The sequence below is a fragment of the Flavivirga aquimarina genome (genome assembly GCF_030540835.1).
GTDB lineage: Bacteria > Bacteroidota > Bacteroidia > Flavobacteriales > Flavobacteriaceae > Flavivirga > Flavivirga aquimarina.
Map to the genome: position 1 here is coordinate 67,123 of NZ_JAUOEK010000055.1, position 19,372 is coordinate 86,494.

Here is a 19,372-nt window from a genome sequence, read left to right on the forward strand (position 1 = left end):
ATTGATTCAAATTAAGATTTTTTAATTCTTGAAAGTGTTTCTGGGGTCATTCTTAGGTATGAAGCAATATACTTGTTTGGTATCTCCTGAAAAAGCTGAGGGCTCCGTTTTAAAACACGGTTATACCTTTCTACAGGAGATGTTGTTAAAATATCGCGCTCTCGTTCCATTTGTTGTAGTGCAAAATTTTCTAAAATAAGTTGCCATATTTTGGTGTTTTCTACAGAACTTGATACAAAATTCATATAAGTATTTTTATCCATAACTTTTAATGAAGTCTGTTTTAAAGCTTGGATATATAAATCGGATGGTTTTTCGCTTAAAAAAGAATCAAGCGCTGCTATTAGATTATTCTTATAACCAAATCTGATGGTGTGTTCTTCGTATTCATCTAAAACAAAAATTCTTACTGCACCAGTCACAACCAGATATAAATTGGTGTCTATACTTCCTTTTACTTTTAGGTATTCGTTTCTTTTTAACTCTAATGTTTTATGCCATAAATTTTGGCTGTTTAGTTTTTCTATTAGAGTTGAAATTGGGTTCATTATAAAAGTGATTTTTTAGGTATTTCATAAGTTGCAGAATACAATAACTTTTAAATTCAGAAAATGTTTTTCTGTACCAATTTTAGGTTATTTGGAACTGAACAGAAATCTAAAATAAATTTCGTTTTTCAGTATTCCTAATAGGCTTATTCTTTTTTTTGCTTAAAAAGCCATTCAAATAGTAAGGGGGCTTTTAATGCTACGTCCATGGCATAATGGCAATTAGAACATGCATAACTATATTCTGTTTGAAAATATTTTTCACCTGCTTCTATATGTGTTCGAATATCATTTTCAGACAGGTTATACTCAACATTGTCTACCCAATGCGTGTTTATTGTATTGTATCCTTTGTTAGACAATGCTTCAAAAAGTGCTCTGGAACCGGGAGAGCCATCGTCTGCTCTATGATTAAAGCTCCATACGGGCAGGTTTTCAAATATATCGTTTTCTATTTGAGATGCTACTTCATCAAAAGTCGGACTACTAGGGGTAAATGCATTACTAAGAGGCACAATAGCAGCGATTTTATCATGCATCTTTGAGCCTAGTTGCCAAGCACCAACTCCTCCTGTTGAATGCCCAGTTATATAGATTCTACTTTCATCAATATTTTCGTTTTGAATGATAAAATCCAATAACTTTTCAATAAAATCTGAAGATATATTAGTGCCCCACCCCAAATAATCACTGTTTTCACCTATTATACTGCTGTTTAGGTTAGGAGCTAATACGTAAGCAGGATATTCTTCTTGATTACCTTCTTCTATCCAGGCTAATGCCATATAGGTAGCAAAATCGCCTTGCAAAAATATATTTTCTGGACTTACAAAAAATTCTGACCCGTGCAAGCTTATGATTAAAGGGTATTCAGTATTAGCTGTATCGGCTCCTTGTGGCCTGAAAAAGCGATACGGGATATTTATATTGGTTAAATCGTGTGTGAAATAGTGTTTAACAAATTCACTAGGAACAGGCGTGGAAATATCGACACAGACATTATTGAGACAAACTCCAGCACATTCACTGTCTGAATTACATTCAATTACTGCAGGTTCTATAATCCCATCGCAATTGTCGTCTATATTATTTTGAACTTCTGGAGCGTCTGGGTGAATTAAATTATTGGTATCATCACAGTCATCATTATTTGGAACATAGCCATCTGGCTGGATACATGAATTTAGTTGATTTTCTTCGTTTCCAAACCCATCATTATCGGCATCTTGATACCATGTTTGCTCTTGGCAACTAGGTTCGTCATCACTATTAGAGGATTGTTCATTATTACTGCAAGAGGCAAAAAGCAATGCGCTAGTTAATAAGAGAAATAGGGCTTTTTCTTTCATTGAATTTTTGTGATAAAAATAACTGATTTATTTGGTGTTATTGCTAGCTTAACTTAGAATTACTTATAGATAACTTTAGTTGCCCAACGCCTTATTTAAGGTACTGGTACCACCAACCACAGGTAACGTCAAACTGGTTTTATCCAAATCAACAGTTAATTCGGTTCCAGCTTTAGGATGCAATGTAAACTCTTTATCACTAGAAAAAATCATTAAGCCTATTTGTTGTCCAGCTTTAATAATTTGGTCGTCCGGCATTAAATTAAACGATACCTCGTAAAATTTTCCTGGTTTTAAAGGTTTGCTTTCTGTTAACGATTTGTGATTTTGTGGGTCTGCCCAACCACGTGTTATAATGTTATCAGTAATGACCGCATCTTCCTGCTCGTTCCAAGGCAATGATACCAACCAAACAGACAGATTAGCTGCAGGTTTACTACTCGCTAAATTTACAGTTATTTTTGGTGTTCCAGATATATGAACGTCTTTAGTTAACTTTGGGGTAACATATAACAAACGGTGATTGGAATTGCTCGCTTTGGCCAATTCGGCCCCTGAAAAAGAGTAGTCATCTATTAAAGTTTCTTTTCCTTGTTTTTTTAATTTGGTAGGAATTAATGCACCAATATTAGGCCCTCCAGATGTTAGATGCAGTGTTACATTGGAAGCTTCCGGATTGGGGTAATCTTTATATGCTGTGGGTTCGGATATTTCATCCTCTTCGCGAACAATCCATGCTTTGGCATCGTTTTCCACTCCGTTTTCCACACCATGCAAATAACGTGTAAACCAACGATTCATCATTTTAGTTGGAGGTGGGCCACCATGCCCAAGTTGATGGTAATATATTTGCGTTGGTAACCCCATGGCTTTGGCTTTCTTGTAAATACGATAACTGTGCTCTGGCATAACATTCCAATCATTAAACCCATGAGACATTAGCAAAGCTGCTTTCATAGGTTTCATATGATTTAAATAATCACGTTTCGCCCAAAAATCGTTATAATCGCCAGTAATTCTATCCATACCATTTTTCATTTCGGTATCTCTTATTTTGGCATTATTATAGGCTCTTTTAGATTCATCTCCGCTATGAATAAAATCGTATAAAACATCAATATCTTCACCTAGATAGCCTCCCGGAGAACGTACTAATCCGTTAGATCTATAATAGTGGTAATAAGATGTGTTGGGTGCTATAGGAATAATAGCTTCTAAGCCTTCAACACCAGTGGTTGCAGCTGCTAAAGGAATGGTTCCGTTATAAGATGTTCCGGTCATTCCTACTTTACCGGTACTCCAAAAGGCTTCTACAGTTTTGTCTCCATAAGGTTCTGTGTAGCCTTTTACCCGACCGCATAACCAATCTATAACTGCTTTTGGGGCTAAGGATTCGTTATTACCTCCAACAGTTGGAGCTCCTTGAGATAATCCGGTACCGGGAGACGATGAATGCACAACAATATAACCTCTAGGTACCCATTTTGCTATATGGGAATGCGATATAACAGGTCGCTTACCTACGCGTGTTACTTCAACATGGGTACGGGCTTTGGTGGTTTCTCCAAGTTCATGTTTAACATTCCAGAAAAGCCCTTCAACATTAGGGGCTACACCTGCAAAATAAGGACTAGAAATATAAACAACGGGGAGTTTTAACCCTTCACTTTCTGTTTGTTCGGGTCTGGTAACGGCTACATGCATACGGTCTAATTTACCATCACCATCGGTATCAAAAGTTGTTTCTACCCATAAGTCATGCCTAATCCATTTAAGAGGATTTTTAAATGCTGGTACGATTTGAGCTTCACCATCTTTAAAAATTGGGGTTGCTTTTGTTGTTGGCCCTTGCCCTATACTTAAAAAGACATTAATAATAAATAATGTACCAGCTAATAATATAGGCTTTAGCCTAAGAGATTTGTTCATGTTTTTTGTTTAGGGATTATTTTTTTGGAAGATATTTTATCGGAATCGTTTTTGCTTCTGTTTCTTGGGTCCAGTAAATATTGATAACCCACCAGCGATCACCATCATTTAAGAGTTGAATACTATTGATACCTCTCATAAACGGTTTATCCCGATTCACTTTTAAAAGCTTCGTAAGTACTAAATACTTGTGCGATGTTGCCAAAAATATCAACTTCTCTATGTATTTCTTTTTCAAAAAAACCATTTTCAACCAGCCATTTCCCAGAGCTTTTAATATAATCATCTGGTTTCATGTAACGTACTTTATAGTTTCCTTCTTTATTCTTTCCAGATGGAATTAATTTAGCATCTGGTTTAAATAAAAATTTAAATAACGTCCAATCTCTTTCAACGCCTTTTTCTCCGGAAATAACGGCATATAGTGTTTTTATGGTGCTATCCAATGTTTGTACTTTTTCTGAGTGGTCTTTTGTTTTTTCTTGTGATTGTACAGATAGTGAAACAACACACAATACTATAATAGGTATAATTTTTTTCATCCTTAAATATGGTAAATCTTTTTTTGATTAACAAAGTAAATATTTTGTTAGTCTTGAAACGTTAAGGCTTTCTTAAATTTAAAATTTAAAAATATTTCATCAATACTCTAACATTGAGGAACTCTTAATTTTAAAATGAGAATACTATTATGTACTTAGAATTGAACAATTGAAAAAGTATTTACTCTACGCAATATCACTGAAAACAGTGATAAAAAGCTTTATGGCTTATGGTATTTTTGATCCAAATTAGTTTTGAACAGTTAAATAATTCAAAAAATGAAAATGAGATTTTTTTTAATTACATTATTTGTAATCGACTTTATAGGCTTTTCTCAAACCACCATGATACCAGATTCTAATTTTGAACAAGCATTGATTGATAAAGGATATGATACAGGTACTGTAGACGGATCGGTACCTACAGTCAATATAGCTGCCATTAAGGAATTAGATGTTGCAAGTAAGAATATCACTAATTTAACGGGAATTGAAGATTTTACTGCATTAACTACGCTGGTCTGCTATTCTAACGCATTAATCAGCTTAGATATAAGTCAAAATATAGCATTAACCAGATTACATTGTCAAGATACTCAATTAACCAGCTTAGATGTTAGTAAAAATACAGCATTGACCGAGTTAACTTGTTTTTCTAACCCATTGACAAGTATAGATTTAAGTAAAAATATAGCATTAGAAAGGTTTATTGGTCAAGGATGTGAATTTACAAGTTTGGATCTGAGTCAAAATGAAGTTTTAAAAACCCTTAATCTTCAGTATAATGAATTAACAAGTTTAGACTTGAGCCAGAATACAGCCTTAACGCAGTTAATCTGCTATGATAACGAATTAACAAGTTTAGATTTGAGCGAGAATATAGCCTTAACGCAGTTAACCTGCTATAATAATGAATTAACAAGTTTAGATTTGAGTCAGAATATAGCATTAACAACTCTGAATTGTTACAACAATGAATTAACTAGCTTGAACTTGAGTCAAAATACAGCCTTAAGGCGGTTATATTGTCATAATAATGAATTAACAAGTTTAAATGTTAAAAATGGAAATAATACAAATTTAACTCTATTTACAAGTTTGAATAACCCCAATCTAACCTGTATAGAAGTAGATGATGTTACGTATTCTGAAACAAATTGGACATCTATTGATCCCGCACATACCTTTAGTGAAAACTGTGCAGCTTTAAGTACAAAGGATTATAATATGTCTGCCCTTAGCTTGTATCCTATATTTGTTACAAATGGTTTCACTATTGCTCTTAATGAAAAAGCCAATTATATATTAACTAATGTAAATGGTCAATTACTTCAAAAAGGCAAATTAATAAAAGGAAGCAATTTGATAGATGTATCCAATCTGTCTCAAGGTTTATACTTTGTATCTATAACAACCGATATGGGGTCTGTTGGCAAAAAAATAGTAAAAAAGTAAACACTTCTTTATTAAATAAAAATAGTATGATTTAGATAGAATCAAAAAAAGATTAATGACCGACCGATCTTAAAAATGAATACTTTATTACGATAAATTTATTGGTATTATTTGAAGTTTTTCTTGATTCTATCTAAATCACGTTTATTATCCCGATCTTTAATAGTTTCTCGTTTGTCATACAGTTTCTTCCCTTTTGCTAAGGCAATGTCCATTTTTGCATAGCCCTTATCATTAATAAACAAACGCAATGGAATAATGGTAAGTCCTGTGTTTTGAACTTCTTTATTAAGTTTTTTAAGTTCTCTTTTATTTAGTAAAAGTTTGCGAGTAGCTTTAGGTTTATGATTGTAGTAATTTCCAAAAGCGTATTCTTGAATGGTCATATTTATAACAAAAAGCTCCCCTTGTTCATTAAATTCACAAAAACTTTCGGCAATAGATGCTTTACTGCTACGTATCGATTTAATTTCGGTTCCGGTTAGTACAATTCCTGCTGTATACTTATCTAATATTTCGTATTGAAAGCGTGCCTTTTTGTTCTGTATGTTAATGGTTTTTTGCATGGAGGACAAAACTACATAAATTTATCTATAGATTTAAAAAGTAAAATAGGGCAAAGTATTTATAATAGCCAAAAACTTCAATTAAAATTCGGCTATAACGCATTTGTACAATCTTAATAGGTTTGTAAATCATTATAGTTCAATAAATTATCCTTCTAAAACATGTTTTTATCCGTTACAGATAAGTTTTATGTCATATACTAGATATTACAGCAGTCAGGATTAAGGCTGAAAACCTGTAAAAAAGAGTAGGCCATTATTGTTTAATTTTTAAGTATTTATATTATGAAAAAAAAATATCTAGTAATTGCTATTTCGTTCGTAATTGGTATTATCCAATCATTACAGGCTCAAATACTAGCGTCTCATGATTTTAACAACGGCGGACTTGGGGATTTTCTCGTTTGCACAACGCAAAGTCCAAATTATGCATCGGTTGTAAATAATCGGTTAAAGACCTTTTGGCAAGAGTCATCTTATAATGGTACACGTACAACAAAAGGAGCTGAAGTATGCGCCAATAATTGGAATACCAGAAAAGAGGGTTGGATGGGATTTACTATGAATTTAGGCCCAGATTACCCCACTAATAAAACGGCAGGGGTCGCCCAAATTTTTCAGTTTTATAGTTCTACTTTTTGGTCATGGGCGGCATTGATAAATATTATTAATGGCGATCTACAGATCACACATAGATCTAATGGCGGAACAAGCGGTAATACTAATGCCGTAATTTATCCTAATTTTCCAAAAAACACCAATATGGATATCATTATTCATTTTGTATTATCGGCTTCAAATAACGGATTAATCCAAATTTGGGTTAATGGTGTAAGCGAATATTATGCGAATAATATAAACTTTGGTTATGCCGAAGGCTGGACTAACGATGTACAGTCCAGTCAATATTCTTACGTTGATTTAAAAATAGGTCAGTATAATTATGATGACCCAAATTATACTAATAACGAAACTCGAACGGTATATTACGATAATGTGAGTTGGTACAGTGGTTCTAATGGTTATTCTATAGTGAACCCTTCTGCTGCTAGTGGTAATAACTTTCGACTTGTGAAGCGTAACTCTACGGGATTTGCCATAGATGGAGGAAGTGGAGGCGCTAATGGTCAGAGTATTGAATTATACACTAATATAAACCATAATAACTTAAGATGGATAGAAATAGATAGAGGCGGCGGGTACTATTCCTATCAAAAATATGGTACTAATTACTGCATTGATGGAGGAAATAATGGAGCAAATGGGCAGGATGTCTATTTGTGGGAATGTGGAAATAATAATCAAAACCAACATTGGCTAAAAATTAATGCAGGAAATGGCCATTACCGTTTGCAAAAGCGAAATGCTCCTAGTTACTCGATAGATGGAGGGAATCAAGGAGCCATTAATCAAAATGTTTATTTATGGACCTCAAGCAGTACGAATCAAAATCAGCAATGGCGATTTGATACTGTTAGTACATCCAAAAATTCTGGAGAAAAACTTTCTACTGAAGAAACAGATGAGAACATAGATGATTTTAATGTATTTCCAAGCCCGGTAAATAATGAGCTTACTATTAAGCTTAATGATGCTTATAGTAAGGATGCCGTTATAGAAATTTATTCTGTTAACGGACAAAAAGTTATACAAACTAAACCTAGTAGCAATCTGGTTAAACTTGATTTGTCGAAGCTATATAGTGGTATTTATGTTTTAATGATAAACAGTAAATCTAAAAAACTAACTAAAAAAATTGTCAAATTATAAATAGTATAGTCATCTGTTTCCAAACTAAACTAAGAGGAAAAAATATTATTTTAAAGAGGTTGCTTGAGAAATTATTGTAAAGCAACCTCTTTTTATCTTTCACTACGACCTTTTTGCTATAACATAAATTTTTAATTTTTCAATAAAAAACACAAAACACTAGTAGCGTGTATTTTGAAGGATATTATTATCCATAGTGTTAGAATTAACAGGATTTTATCTAAATGCACAATGTGTTAATTGATTATATATTTTGAATAAATACAATTACTTTAGCAGGAAGAATTTAGGTATTATATGCAAAAGGTAATTTTAGTAGTTTCAGTTTTATTGATTTTGAGTTCTTGTAAGAGTATTGAAAAGCATAATGAACAGATATCGAAATTGCATGCTGTTATTGATTTGCATGAAGATGTAGATAAGGTTTACAATCAGTTAAAAAGACACCACCCTAAATTATACCAATATACGCCGAAAGAAGTTTTAGATTTTAAGTTTGATAGCTTAAAAAAAGCTATTACAACGCCTATGAGTTCTAGAGGTTTCTATAAAGCTTTAGCACCCGTAGTATCTCAAGTAAAACAAGGTCATATTTCGTTGAGTTCAGCAAATAAATGGTACACCAAGAAAGAACGGAAACAATTACTTAAGAACAAGTTTGAGTTTTATGCTTTAGATTTTGAGTATTTACAAAATAAACTTCGTATTAAAAGAACTAGGGGTAAAGATTCTACAATTGTTGGATGCGAAGTGGTTAAGATAGAAGAAGATTCAGTCGCAGATTTAATAGATATTTATAAAACACGTTTTGCTTCTGATGGTTATAATACCACATTACATAATAGATATGTTGGGCGTCATTTTTCTAGTTTTTATTATAAGGATAAGGGGCGAGTGGATAGTTTAAAAGTTACTTTAAAGTGTGAAGATTCCTTGTATGTTAAAACTTTTAGAAGATTGCAAAAGAAAGAAAAACCTAAAAAGCAAGATTCTATTAAAACGGAAAAACGTATAAAACTAACTTCAGAACAAAAAAAAGAAAATCGGTTTGCAGCCAAAAAGAAGCGAAAATTTAACCGAAAACATGGATTCATAAAAAAATATAAGGAATACACACGAAACTTTCGTTTTATAGAAGAAAGTGAAGATTTAGCTTATATGAAGTTGAGAAGCTTTACTAATGGTAATTATAAAAGATTCTATAAGGAAAGTTTTACCAAATTAGATTCTGCAAAAACAAAGTATTTAATTCTGGATTTAAGAGATAATGGTGGTGGTAGAATAGCCGAAATTGATTATCTATATTCTTATCTAACTAAGGAAAAGTATAAATTTATAGAAAATAGTGAGGTTACCAGTCGAGTGCCGTTCTTAAAATTTTTAATGAGCAATACCACACCTAATAGCATAAAACTATTATCAGGTATAATTTCTCCAGTAATTGTTGTTCAGAATTTAATGAGGATACGAGAACGAGATGGTAAGTTATATTACAGGTTTAAACAAACTAAAGTTAGAGAACCCAGACCTTTACATTTTACTGGTAAGATTTATGTACTGATTAACGGGAATTCATTTTCGGCATCATCATTAATTTCTACACACCTAAAAGCAACAAAAAGAGCTACGTTTGTAGGAGAAGAAACGGGAGGTGCTTATAATGGCACCGTTGCTGGTATTTATAAAATATATGAACTACCTAATACCAAGCTTAAAATACGTATGGGTATGATGCAGGTAGAAGCTCCTCAAAAACAAAACCCAGATGGTTATGGCGTAATACCGGATGTTGAAATTTTGCCTACAATTATTGACAGAAATGTAAAAAAAGACCCTGAGTTTGAATGGGTTTTAAAAGATATTGCCAGTAAACGATAACAGTCGTATTTTTTATTGCCTTCACGTAAAACATTTGTATTTTTGTTTTCAATTTTTTAATAGAATAATCAAATATATTTTATGAATTCATACGATGTAGCCGTAATAGGTTCAGGGCCAGGAGGGTATGTGGCAGCAATACGATGTGCGCAATTAGGAATGAAAACTGCCATTATAGAAAAGTATGGGACTTTAGGAGGTACATGCTTAAATGTAGGATGTATCCCTAGTAAGGCGCTTTTAGATTCTTCACATCATTACGAAGATGCTATTAAGCATTTTGAAGAACACGGTATAGATATTCCCGGAGAGATTAAAGTAAATCTTGAAAAAATGATTGCTCGTAAACAGGCAGTTGTTGACCAAACTACTGGAGGTATTGATTTTTTAATGAAGAAGAATAATATTGACGTATACCAAGGTTTAGGAAGTTTTAAGGATGCGACCCATATTACAATTTCTGGGGAAGAAACAACCGAAATAGAAGCAAAAAACACAATTATAGCTACTGGAAGTAAACCTTCAAGTTTGCCATTTATAACCATTGATAAAGAAAGAGTTATAACATCTACAGAAGCTTTAAAGCTTAAAGAAATACCCAAGCACTTAATTGTTATTGGTGGTGGTGTTATTGGTTTAGAACTTGGGCAAGTTTATAAAAGGTTAGGAGCTGAGGTTACGGTTGTAGAATATATGGATCGTATCATTCCAACTATGGATGCAGGCTTATCTAAAGAACTTAATAAAGTTTTGAAGAAGCAAAAATTTAAGATGAACGTATCTCACAAAGTGAAGTCTGTTGAGCGCGTTGGTGATGAAGTGATTGTAAAAGCAGATAATAAAAAAGGAGAAGAAGTAGAATTAAAAGGTGATTACTGTTTGGTCTCTGTAGGACGTCGTCCATATACAGATGGTTTAAATGCAGAATCAGCTGGAGTGAAATTGACCGATAGAGGACAAATAGAAGTTAACGATCATTTACAAACAAGTGCTTCTAATATATATGCTATTGGAGATGTTGTGAAAGGAGCTATGCTAGCTCATAAAGCTGAAGAGGAAGGTGTTTTTGTAGCTGAGACTTTAGCAGGGCAAAAACCACATATAGATTATAACTTAATTCCGGGTGTAGTTTACACATGGCCAGAAGTTGCTGCAGTTGGAAAAACTGAAGAGCAGCTTAAAGAAGCTGGTATAGCTTATAAGTCTGGACAGTTTCCTATGCGTGCTTTAGGGCGTAGTAGAGCTAGTATGGATTTAGATGGGTTTGTAAAAATTCTTGCAGATAAAACTACTGATGAAATTTTAGGTGTCCATATGGTTGGTGCTCGTGCTGCTGACATGATTGCAGAAGCTGTTGTGGCTATGGAATATAGGGCATCAGCCGAAGATATATCACGTATGTCTCATGCCCACCCAACCTTTACAGAAGCTATTAAAGAAGCTGCACTTGCGGCTACAGAAGACCGAGCGTTGCATATATAATTATATTAAAATATTGTGAATAAAAAAGTCCGATTCAAACGAATCGGACTTTTTTATTATTAAAATATGTGGTTTTTATTTTTTTACAGTTTTAACTGTACCTAATTCTAATCCACTTTTATCTTTAATCTTAACTAAATAAACACCTTTATTAAGGTTGCTCATATCTGCACCATCTGTTACAATTTGAGATGATACTTTAGAACCTAAAATGTTATAGATGTCAACTGAGTAAATATTTTTTGAAGAAAAATATAAACGGTCGTTTACTGGGTTAGGGTAAGCATTAAAACTTTCTAGTGTTTTGTTATTAGTTGAAAGAGAGCCTCCATTAAACAGTGTTAAAACATCTGCATCAGATATAGCTCTTTGATACACCTCTATATTATCCATTCTCATTTGTAAATCTGCATTTCTTCCATCCTGTCCTCTAATAGCATTAGCTGTGAATTCTCCTGTTCCTGGATCTAAATGGCTTAAACCACCAAGACCTGATGTTCCTGCAGTACCTATGGAGTTTCTACCTGCAAAACCTATATAAAACTTCCTGTTAGTCCAATCGCCACTTGTTTGTGCTATTTCAGAGGTTATACGTAAATCTCCTTCTATATAAATCCTGTAAAGTTTATCCGTATCATTGTAAGTTATTACTATTTCTCTGTATGGAGGTGTTACTGTACCGTATTGAAAACCATCAGAACCACCAACTCCTCCTGTATCACCAAAACCACTGGCAAATCCACCATTTCTTGAAGTAAACCAATCAGCTTCCCAAGTACCTCCATTATTACCCACTATAGTAAAAATTCCAGAATCAGTACCACTTTGAGTATGACCAAATACTTGAAGATTTAATCGAACAGTATAACTATCTGTACCTAAAGCTATTTCGTTAATTATGATATGCCCAGTATAATCTGTCTGTAAAAGATTGTTCCCAGCATCATTAAAAATAGTATTTGCAAATTGAGCACGGTCTTCAACTGCAGCAACATCTTGTTGTACTATAGCTCCTCCAGCTGTTTCAAACATATAACCATTTGTATTTACAAATAGCGCGGCATTTCCTCTTGTATTATCAGGATCAATACTGGTAACTCCAGCCGGTAAATTGTTAAGAGGATCTGCTCCTTCAAAATCTATTGTAAATTCTGGACCTTGCGAATAGGTTAAAAAACTAATACTTAAAAGTAAAAGTGTTGAGTAAATTTTTTTCATTTCAATAAAGTTTAAATTGTTTTATTAATTAGCTTAATGTGTTGCTAAATTATTTAAACTTTTAATGATTTATTGGCGAGTATTGTATCAATAAAGGGGTAATAATGTTGTAGTTTACAGTATATTAAAGTAATTATTTATTTAAACAATTTAAAATGAAATTTTGTATGTCATATTTAAATAATGTATAAAAGATTAATTGCTTTTTTGCTTTTCAAATATTAAAGATTAATCTGGATTTTTTTAGTAGGAACTGTTACTTTTGTTTTAAGTTGTGTGCTTTTTAATATACTCCGTAGGACTCATTCCATACTCTTTCTGAAAACATTTGCCAAAATATTTTTGATTATTAAAACCAGTCATATAAGCTATTTCAGAAAGATACAACTCATTCTTTTTAAGAAGTTGTTCCGCACGTTTTAATCTGATTTTTTTAATAAAATTTACAGGTGTTTCATTTAAAATAGCCTGAAGTTTTCTGTATAAATTAGCTCTGCTCATGCCAACTTCAGAAGCTAGGTATTCTACACTTAATAAATTATCATTCATAGAGTCTTCTATGATAGTTACCAATTTCCTAATAAATTTATCATCATTCGAATCGGTATCAATTTCAGATGGTTCGACAGTAATCACCTTGCTGTATTGCTCCTTAAGTTGTTTTCTGGTTATTAATACATTCTTTACTTTCCATTTTACGAATTCCAAACTAAATGGTTTTTCTATATAATCATCAGCACCTAAACTTAGACATTCAATTTTGGTTTCTTCAGAGTTTTTTGCAGTAAGCATAAATACAGGAATGTTGTTTACTTCTGGGTTGTTCTTAACCTTCTTAAGCATAGATATACCATCTTCTATAGGCATTAATATGTCACTAATTATAAGTTGTGGTTTTTCGTTTAAAACAGTGTCGTATCCTTCCTTACCATTTGAGGCTTCTTTAATATTGAAGTCATTTTTTAACTCTTCTTTAATCATGTGCCTTAAGTCTTTGTTGTCTTCTACAATTAAGACTTTAGGTTTGTTAGATTTTTGTTTGGTTTTGGCATCATGAGCTTGGTAAACCTCCTCTATAACTTGAAACTCTGAGTTTTTAATAAAGTTCTTTTTTAAAGGCTCGGCCATCTCTAAGCGTTCTTCTTTACTATATCTTTTTTTGTTAATAGGTAGGTGAAAAGTAAATTTGGTATATGTGTTTTTCTTGCTTTCAACTGCTATAGTGCCATGATGTCTCTCTATTAGTTTTTCTACTAATTCCATTCCGATTCCAGTTCCTGGGATGTTGTTAGTATGTGTTTTGGTTGCCTGATAGTATCGATCAAAAATAAATGGCAAATCTTCCTCTGGTATACCAATACCATTATCTTGAACACAACATTTTATATAGATTCCTTTTTTAAGTTTGAGAATGTTTGAGTTTTTAGTATCAACGGATATTAATTCTAAATTAACATTTATTTCTCCTTGTTCTGGTGTGTACTTAAAAGCATTTGAAAGTAGATTAAAGAGTATTTTTTCTAGTATATCGACATCATACCAACCTTTAATTTCTTTTTCTTTTGATATAAATTCGTATTTAATATTATATATTTTTGCAAAATCATTAAATGCATTTTTTATGATGCTAATATCTTTAACAATGTCATTTTTAGATATACTTAATTTGAATTTACCACCTTCAAATTTTCTGATGTCCATTATTTGATTTATCAGCCTACGCATTCTAAGGGTATTATTGTATATACGTTGAGAAGTTAGCGGGCTTAGTGTGAAATTCTTTTCTTTTATAACCTTTTCTATGGTGCCAAAAATTAAAGAAAGAGGCGTTCGTAACTCATGAGAAATGTCGGTGAAAAAGACCATTTTCATTCTGTTATGCTCGTTGTCTTTTTCTCTACTTATAGTTTCTTTGACTAAATTCTTTTTTAAATTATACCATCTTCTAATAAGTAGAATACTTACAAAAAATATAATTGCTGCTAATAAACAATATATAAAAATAGCCCAATTACTTTTCCAAATAGGGGCTTTAATAGAAAATTTTAATATAGTAGGAGTCTCATTCCAGACACCATCACTATTAGAACTTTTTACCTTAAAAGTATAGGAACCTGGGGAAAGGTCGTTATAATTTGCGTTTCTATTAGATGCGTTAGTGTAAACCCAATAATTATTTAAACCTTCTAACTTATATGCATACTTATTTTTAATTGGATTAGTAAGATCTAATGAGGAAAAATAAACAACAATATTATTTTGATTATAAGGTAAAACAATAGGGGTTTTAGAATCAATTTTAACAACAGTTGATACATTTGATTTTGAATTTGTTTGATCTGCTTTTGTGGCACCCAGAGTAGTAAAACTGGTTATCACTGTTGAAGGAATCTTATTGTTTTGAGAAAATTTATTTGTAAAAACAGTATAAAACCCATCAGAACAGCCAAAATAAATATTGTCACCAATTTTATTTGAAGAACTAGAATTATATATAAATTGACTTTCTTTAATACCATCCTCAAAGCCAAAGTGCCTGATTTTTTCATTCTTTAAATCAAAGCGTATCAAGCCGTCGTCTGTACTCAGCCATAAGTTTTTCTTTTGATCTTGTCGAATGGCAGAGATTGTATTTGACATAACCCCCTTTGATTTGCCAAAGTGCTTAAAGTTATTAGAGTTTTTAAGATATAGGTTTAATCCACCGCCCCTGGTTCCTATCCAAATATTTTCATTTATATCTTCATATAAACTTAAAATAGCATTTGATGTTAAGCCATTTTCTATTGATGGTAAATATTCTTCAATGGATTCATTATTAAAATCAATCTTAAAGAGTCCTTCACCTCGAGTACCAACCCATAGTTCATTATTTTTTGTAAAAAGTAAAACAGAGGTATGACTATTGGCAAGTTTAATTTTGACATCTTTTTTAAATTTTGATATTTGATTCTCTGAATTTATTATCTCTATACCACCACTCCAAAGACCAAGCCAAGTTTCATTTTTACTAATAGTTGCTATGTCTGTTATCGTATTTTTAAACTTCTTTATTTCAGTTAATTTTAAATCTTTTTTGTGAGGTTTATAAGTATCTGTTATATAAAAACTATTACCATTAGCTAGTAGAAGTTTGTCTTTTTCGAAATTTTGTTTAATAATATTAATATTATTAAACCCAGTTTCTATTTTATAGTAATTATTTAATTCTGGATTATAGTGATACAAACCATCATTCATTCCAACTAAAATTGTATTTGGTGAATAGGATAATACACTTCTAGCAATTGAATTATCAATATGATTGCTCGCTTCTATTTTATTAAAATTAAAAATAGATGTTCTTCCTAAGTATTTGTTGATGCCTTTTAAAGAGCTAATCCATAAATTCCCAAAAGAATCAAAAGTTGTATTAATGATATGATTGCTTTTTAAACTACCCTTTGATGGAGTCTGTGAAAAATAGACGAAATTATAGTTGTTATCTTTTCGTATAGCTTTAAATAAACCTCCTGTTGTTCCTATCCATATATCATCGTTGTTTAGACTAAGTGTTAATGAAGTTGCGGATGCATTAGAAGAAAAAGGCTTCATGAAATCAGGATAGCGTTCTAAAATTTCTATTTTAAAATCGGTTTTATTATAACCAAGTACAAAAAGACCTTTTGTAGTGAGGGCTATTATTTTATTGTTTTCATATAGTTTTATAGACTTGATGTTTTTATTGAAGTTTGTTTGAATGTATTCGTTTTTGTCATTTAATATAAAGATTCCTTTTGGTGTGCCTAGCCAATATCGTCCAAAACTATCCTCAACAAAGGAATTGACTTGTCTATCAAACCTTAATAAGTTTGATTTGTTAGTATAGTTAAATTGTGTGTCAAAATTAGCTTCTTCAAATTCTTTACTTGGTTTGATTTTAACCAACCCTGTATACCTCAAATTAGCCCATATATCTCCATCGGGTGATTTATGCAATACAGTTGAGGTAATGTTTTTGTAAAAACCTTTAAACTTGTTTTCCTCTCTATTGTAATAAATTAGATAACTTTCGCTTCCAATCCATAAGTTATTGTTATCATCCTCTATTATAGAATTAATACCATTATTAGGAATAGAGTATGGGTCAAAGGCGTCTAATTGGTATGTGACTAAATTATTCCCATCATAACGATATAATCCTGTATCACTTCCAATCCATAGAAACCCAAAACTATCTACAAATTGTGTGTTAACTTTTTTATTAAAAGGGATGCCTTGTATTTCTAATTCATGAAAATAAGTTTTGTTAGATTGTGAATAACTGCATGTAATGCTAATTATAAAAAGGTATATTGATGCATATATTAATATTCGAATTTTATTACTAAAAAACATGAGCCCGTTATTTAATTAATAAGCCTAAAAACCTTTAAGCTAAATATATAGATTGAGTGGATATATATTAATTAGGGCGTAATATCTTGCTTTTTTTGATGAAAACGATATTTTTTATGATTAAATATGTTGCAAGTAAAGAGTGTTAATGTTGCAATGTAATAAAGTTGGCTCTTTAAAGGATTTGCAACATATGTAGGTAGTAAAAGAGAATCTTGTCGTTATTGATGTTTGTAAATTTGGATGCGTAGTAAACAAAAAAATAAAATTATCAATTTTGTATGAAATATAATAAGAAACCGATTACTTTATCGTTATTGTGTAGTATTTTTAGTTCGATTTCTACGCAATTATCTATTGGTACAATAACAGATGAATCAAATCAAATCAAATCAATGATTAAAATTTCTTTAAAAACAATAATTTTAGCTACTACTTTAATTTTTATATCGTGCGATTTTTCAAGTAAAAAACAGGAAGATAGCTCTATTGAAAAACAGAAAGGTATAGTTAAAGAAAAACAGCCTAATATTATATATATACTTGCCGATGATCTTGGGTATGGAGATTTAGGGTGTTATGGTCAAGAAAAATTTAAAACACCTAATATAGATAAGCTTGCATCTGATGGGATGTTGTTTTCACAACATTATTCTGGTAGTACTGTTTGTGCTCCTTCGAGATCTGCCTTACTTACAGGTATGCATACAGGGCATACTGTGGTTAGAGGAAATAAAGAAATACAGCCTGAAGGACAATATCCTATTCCAGATGACACTTATACATTAGCAGAAGTTATGAAAAGTGCAGGTTATAAAACAGGTGCTTTTGGTAAATGGGGACTTGGTTTTCCGGGTTCTGAAGGAGATCCAACAAGTCAAGGATTTGATGTGTTTTATGGGTATAATTGTCAGCGTTTAGGACATCACTACTATCCAAATCATTTATGGTCTAATAAAGATTCTATCGTTTTAAAAGAAAATTCAGGTTTATCAAAAGAAGTATATGCTCCCAATTTAATTCATGAAAAAACGATACAATTTATTGAGCAAAATAAATCGCAACCATTTTTCTTATACGTAGCTTCAATTATTCCTCATGCAGAACTTGCAGCTCCAGAAGCATTAATTAAAAAATATAGAAATAAGTTTTTGCCAGAAAAAGTTTTTAATGGGGTTGATGATGGTCCCGATTATCGAAATGGTTCATATGGATCTCAAAGTGAATCTCATGCAGCTTTTGTAGCAATGATTGATGTGCTAGATCAGCAAGTAGGTGAGATTATGGATAAAGTTGAAGAACTTGGGATTGCAGATAATACTATTATTATTTTTACTTCAGACAATGGGCCTCATAGAGAGGGAGGTGCAGATCCTGAATATTTTAATAGTAATGGAGATTTTAAAGGAACTAAAAGAGATTTGTATGAAGGGGGTATTCGGGTTCCTATGATTGCTAAATGGCCAGGGAAAATAAAAGAAGGTAGTAAAACAGATCATATTTCTGCCTTTTGGGATGTTTTTCCAACTTTTGCTAATATTACAGGAGTTGAAGTTCCAATTGATATAGATGGAATTTCGTTTTTACCTGAGCTTTTAGGAAATAAAGAAGAGCAAAAAAAACATGCTTATTTATATTGGGAGTTTCACGAAAAAGGTGGACGACAAGCCATTAGAATGGGAGATTGGAAAGCTGTAAAGTATAATGTATTAAAGACGCCAAATAAACCATTAGAACTTTATAATCTTACTAATGATTTAGGTGAAGAAAACAATGTTGCTACGCAGTTTCCTGAAATTGTTGACCAGATGGAAGCTCTTTTTCTTGAAGCAAGAACACCTTCAGATGTTTTTACATTTAGTCAAGAAACTTTTTTAAATGTGGACTAGTTTATTATGTATAAAAAATGATGAGGGTTTGGTAAGTATAAATGAAACAGATTATATCGATTGTGTTGTTAGGCCAGATAGTGAGACCATTTTTCACGTGGGATAAGGTAATGAGTTTTCTTGAGTGTTCAATATTATTGTTAATCCATAAGTATTAACTACATCAATATTAAATTACTTTATAAACAGAAGTACCAATGCTTCCGCAGAATCCTTTAATGCAAAAATTAAAGCCTTCAGAAGTCAATTCAGAGGTGTCAAGAATGTAGGATTCTTCCTTTTCAGATTAACCAGAATTTTTGCATAAATACAACTTTTGCACATGATCCATTTTTATGTGCGATTTGAAAATAGTCAAAAAAAGAAAAA

Annotated in this window: 13 protein-coding genes and 1 pseudogene; 6 read left to right on the forward strand and 8 right to left on the reverse strand. The window is 31.9% G+C overall.

The features are described 5' to 3' along the window. Window positions 1–11: 11 nt before the first annotated feature. The 5 genes from Q4Q35_RS03440 to Q4Q35_RS03460 all read right to left on the reverse strand — a co-directional run bounded on the left by Q4Q35_RS03440 (window position 12) and on the right by Q4Q35_RS03460 (window position 4,368). Window positions 12–548: a Crp/Fnr family transcriptional regulator gene (locus Q4Q35_RS03440; RefSeq protein ID WP_303276533.1), complete on the reverse strand. Its 537-nt coding sequence runs from the start codon at window positions 546–548 to the stop codon at window positions 12–14. A 146-nt stretch (window positions 549–694) separates the two neighbouring features. Next, window positions 695–1,897: a MopE-related protein gene (locus tag Q4Q35_RS03445; protein ID WP_303276534.1), complete on the reverse strand. Its 1,203-nt coding sequence runs from the start codon at window positions 1,895–1,897 to the stop codon at window positions 695–697. A gap of 75 nt (window positions 1,898–1,972) precedes the next feature. Beyond that, complete coding sequence (locus tag Q4Q35_RS03450; RefSeq protein ID WP_303276535.1) at window positions 1,973–3,826, reverse strand: Xaa-Pro dipeptidyl-peptidase; 1,854 nt, start codon at window positions 3,824–3,826, stop codon at window positions 1,973–1,975. A 16-nt stretch (window positions 3,827–3,842) separates the two neighbouring features. Continuing rightward, window positions 3,843–3,986, reverse strand: coding sequence for a hypothetical protein (locus Q4Q35_RS03455; RefSeq protein ID WP_303276536.1), 144 nt, complete (start codon window positions 3,984–3,986; stop codon window positions 3,843–3,845). Further along, window positions 3,973–4,368: a hypothetical protein gene (locus Q4Q35_RS03460; protein WP_303276537.1), complete on the reverse strand. Its 396-nt coding sequence runs from the start codon at window positions 4,366–4,368 to the stop codon at window positions 3,973–3,975. The genes Q4Q35_RS03455 and Q4Q35_RS03460 overlap by 14 nt, the downstream gene beginning before the upstream one ends. A 285-nt stretch (window positions 4,369–4,653) precedes the next feature. On the opposite strand from Q4Q35_RS03460, the gene Q4Q35_RS03465 reads away from it, so the two are divergent. Continuing rightward, window positions 4,654–5,823, forward strand: a complete 1,170-nt coding sequence (locus Q4Q35_RS03465; RefSeq protein WP_303276538.1) for a T9SS type A sorting domain-containing protein — start codon at window positions 4,654–4,656, stop codon at window positions 5,821–5,823. Between the two features lie 107 nt (window positions 5,824–5,930). Here Q4Q35_RS03465 and smpB read toward each other — a convergent pair whose 3' ends face one another. Then, a complete protein-coding gene (smpB, locus tag Q4Q35_RS03470; protein WP_303276539.1) occupies window positions 5,931–6,389 on the reverse strand; it encodes an SsrA-binding protein SmpB in 459 nt (152 codons plus the stop codon). A 285-nt stretch (window positions 6,390–6,674) separates the two neighbouring features. Here smpB and Q4Q35_RS03475 point away from each other — a divergent pair, with 285 nt between their 5' ends. The 3 genes from Q4Q35_RS03475 to lpdA all read left to right on the forward strand — a co-directional run bounded on the left by Q4Q35_RS03475 (window position 6,675) and on the right by lpdA (window position 11,519). Continuing rightward, complete coding sequence (locus Q4Q35_RS03475; RefSeq protein WP_303276540.1) at window positions 6,675–8,159, forward strand: T9SS type A sorting domain-containing protein; 1,485 nt, start codon at window positions 6,675–6,677, stop codon at window positions 8,157–8,159. A gap of 297 nt (window positions 8,160–8,456) precedes the next feature. Continuing rightward, the gene (locus Q4Q35_RS03480) at window positions 8,457–10,037 is read left to right on the forward strand and encodes a S41 family peptidase (protein ID WP_303276541.1); all 1,581 of its coding nucleotides are present in this window, start codon (window positions 8,457–8,459) and stop codon (window positions 10,035–10,037) included. Window positions 10,038–10,118: 81 nt separating this feature from the next. Next, entirely contained in the window at window positions 10,119–11,519 is a 1,401-nt protein-coding gene (lpdA, locus tag Q4Q35_RS03485) for a dihydrolipoyl dehydrogenase (protein WP_303276542.1), read from the forward strand. 75 nt (window positions 11,520–11,594) lie between these two features. Here the strand turns inward: lpdA and Q4Q35_RS03490 are convergent, their stop codons facing one another. Beyond that, a complete protein-coding gene (locus Q4Q35_RS03490; RefSeq protein WP_303276543.1) occupies window positions 11,595–12,737 on the reverse strand; it encodes a T9SS type A sorting domain-containing protein in 1,143 nt (380 codons plus the stop codon). 267 nt (window positions 12,738–13,004) lie between these two features. Further along, window positions 13,005–17,114 carry an ATP-binding protein gene (locus Q4Q35_RS03495; protein WP_303276544.1) on the reverse strand — a complete coding sequence of 1,370 codons (4,110 nt, stop codon included), beginning with the start codon at window positions 17,112–17,114 and terminating at the stop codon, window positions 13,005–13,007. A 281-nt stretch (window positions 17,115–17,395) separates the two neighbouring features. Here Q4Q35_RS03495 and Q4Q35_RS03500 point away from each other — a divergent pair, with 281 nt between their 5' ends. After that, window positions 17,396–19,003: an arylsulfatase gene (locus Q4Q35_RS03500; RefSeq protein WP_303276545.1), complete on the forward strand. Its 1,608-nt coding sequence runs from the start codon at window positions 17,396–17,398 to the stop codon at window positions 19,001–19,003. 166 nt (window positions 19,004–19,169) lie between these two features. After that, a pseudogene (locus Q4Q35_RS03505) lies at window positions 19,170–19,310 on the forward strand (transposase); the annotation flags it as partial. Window positions 19,311–19,372 lie beyond the last annotated feature (62 nt).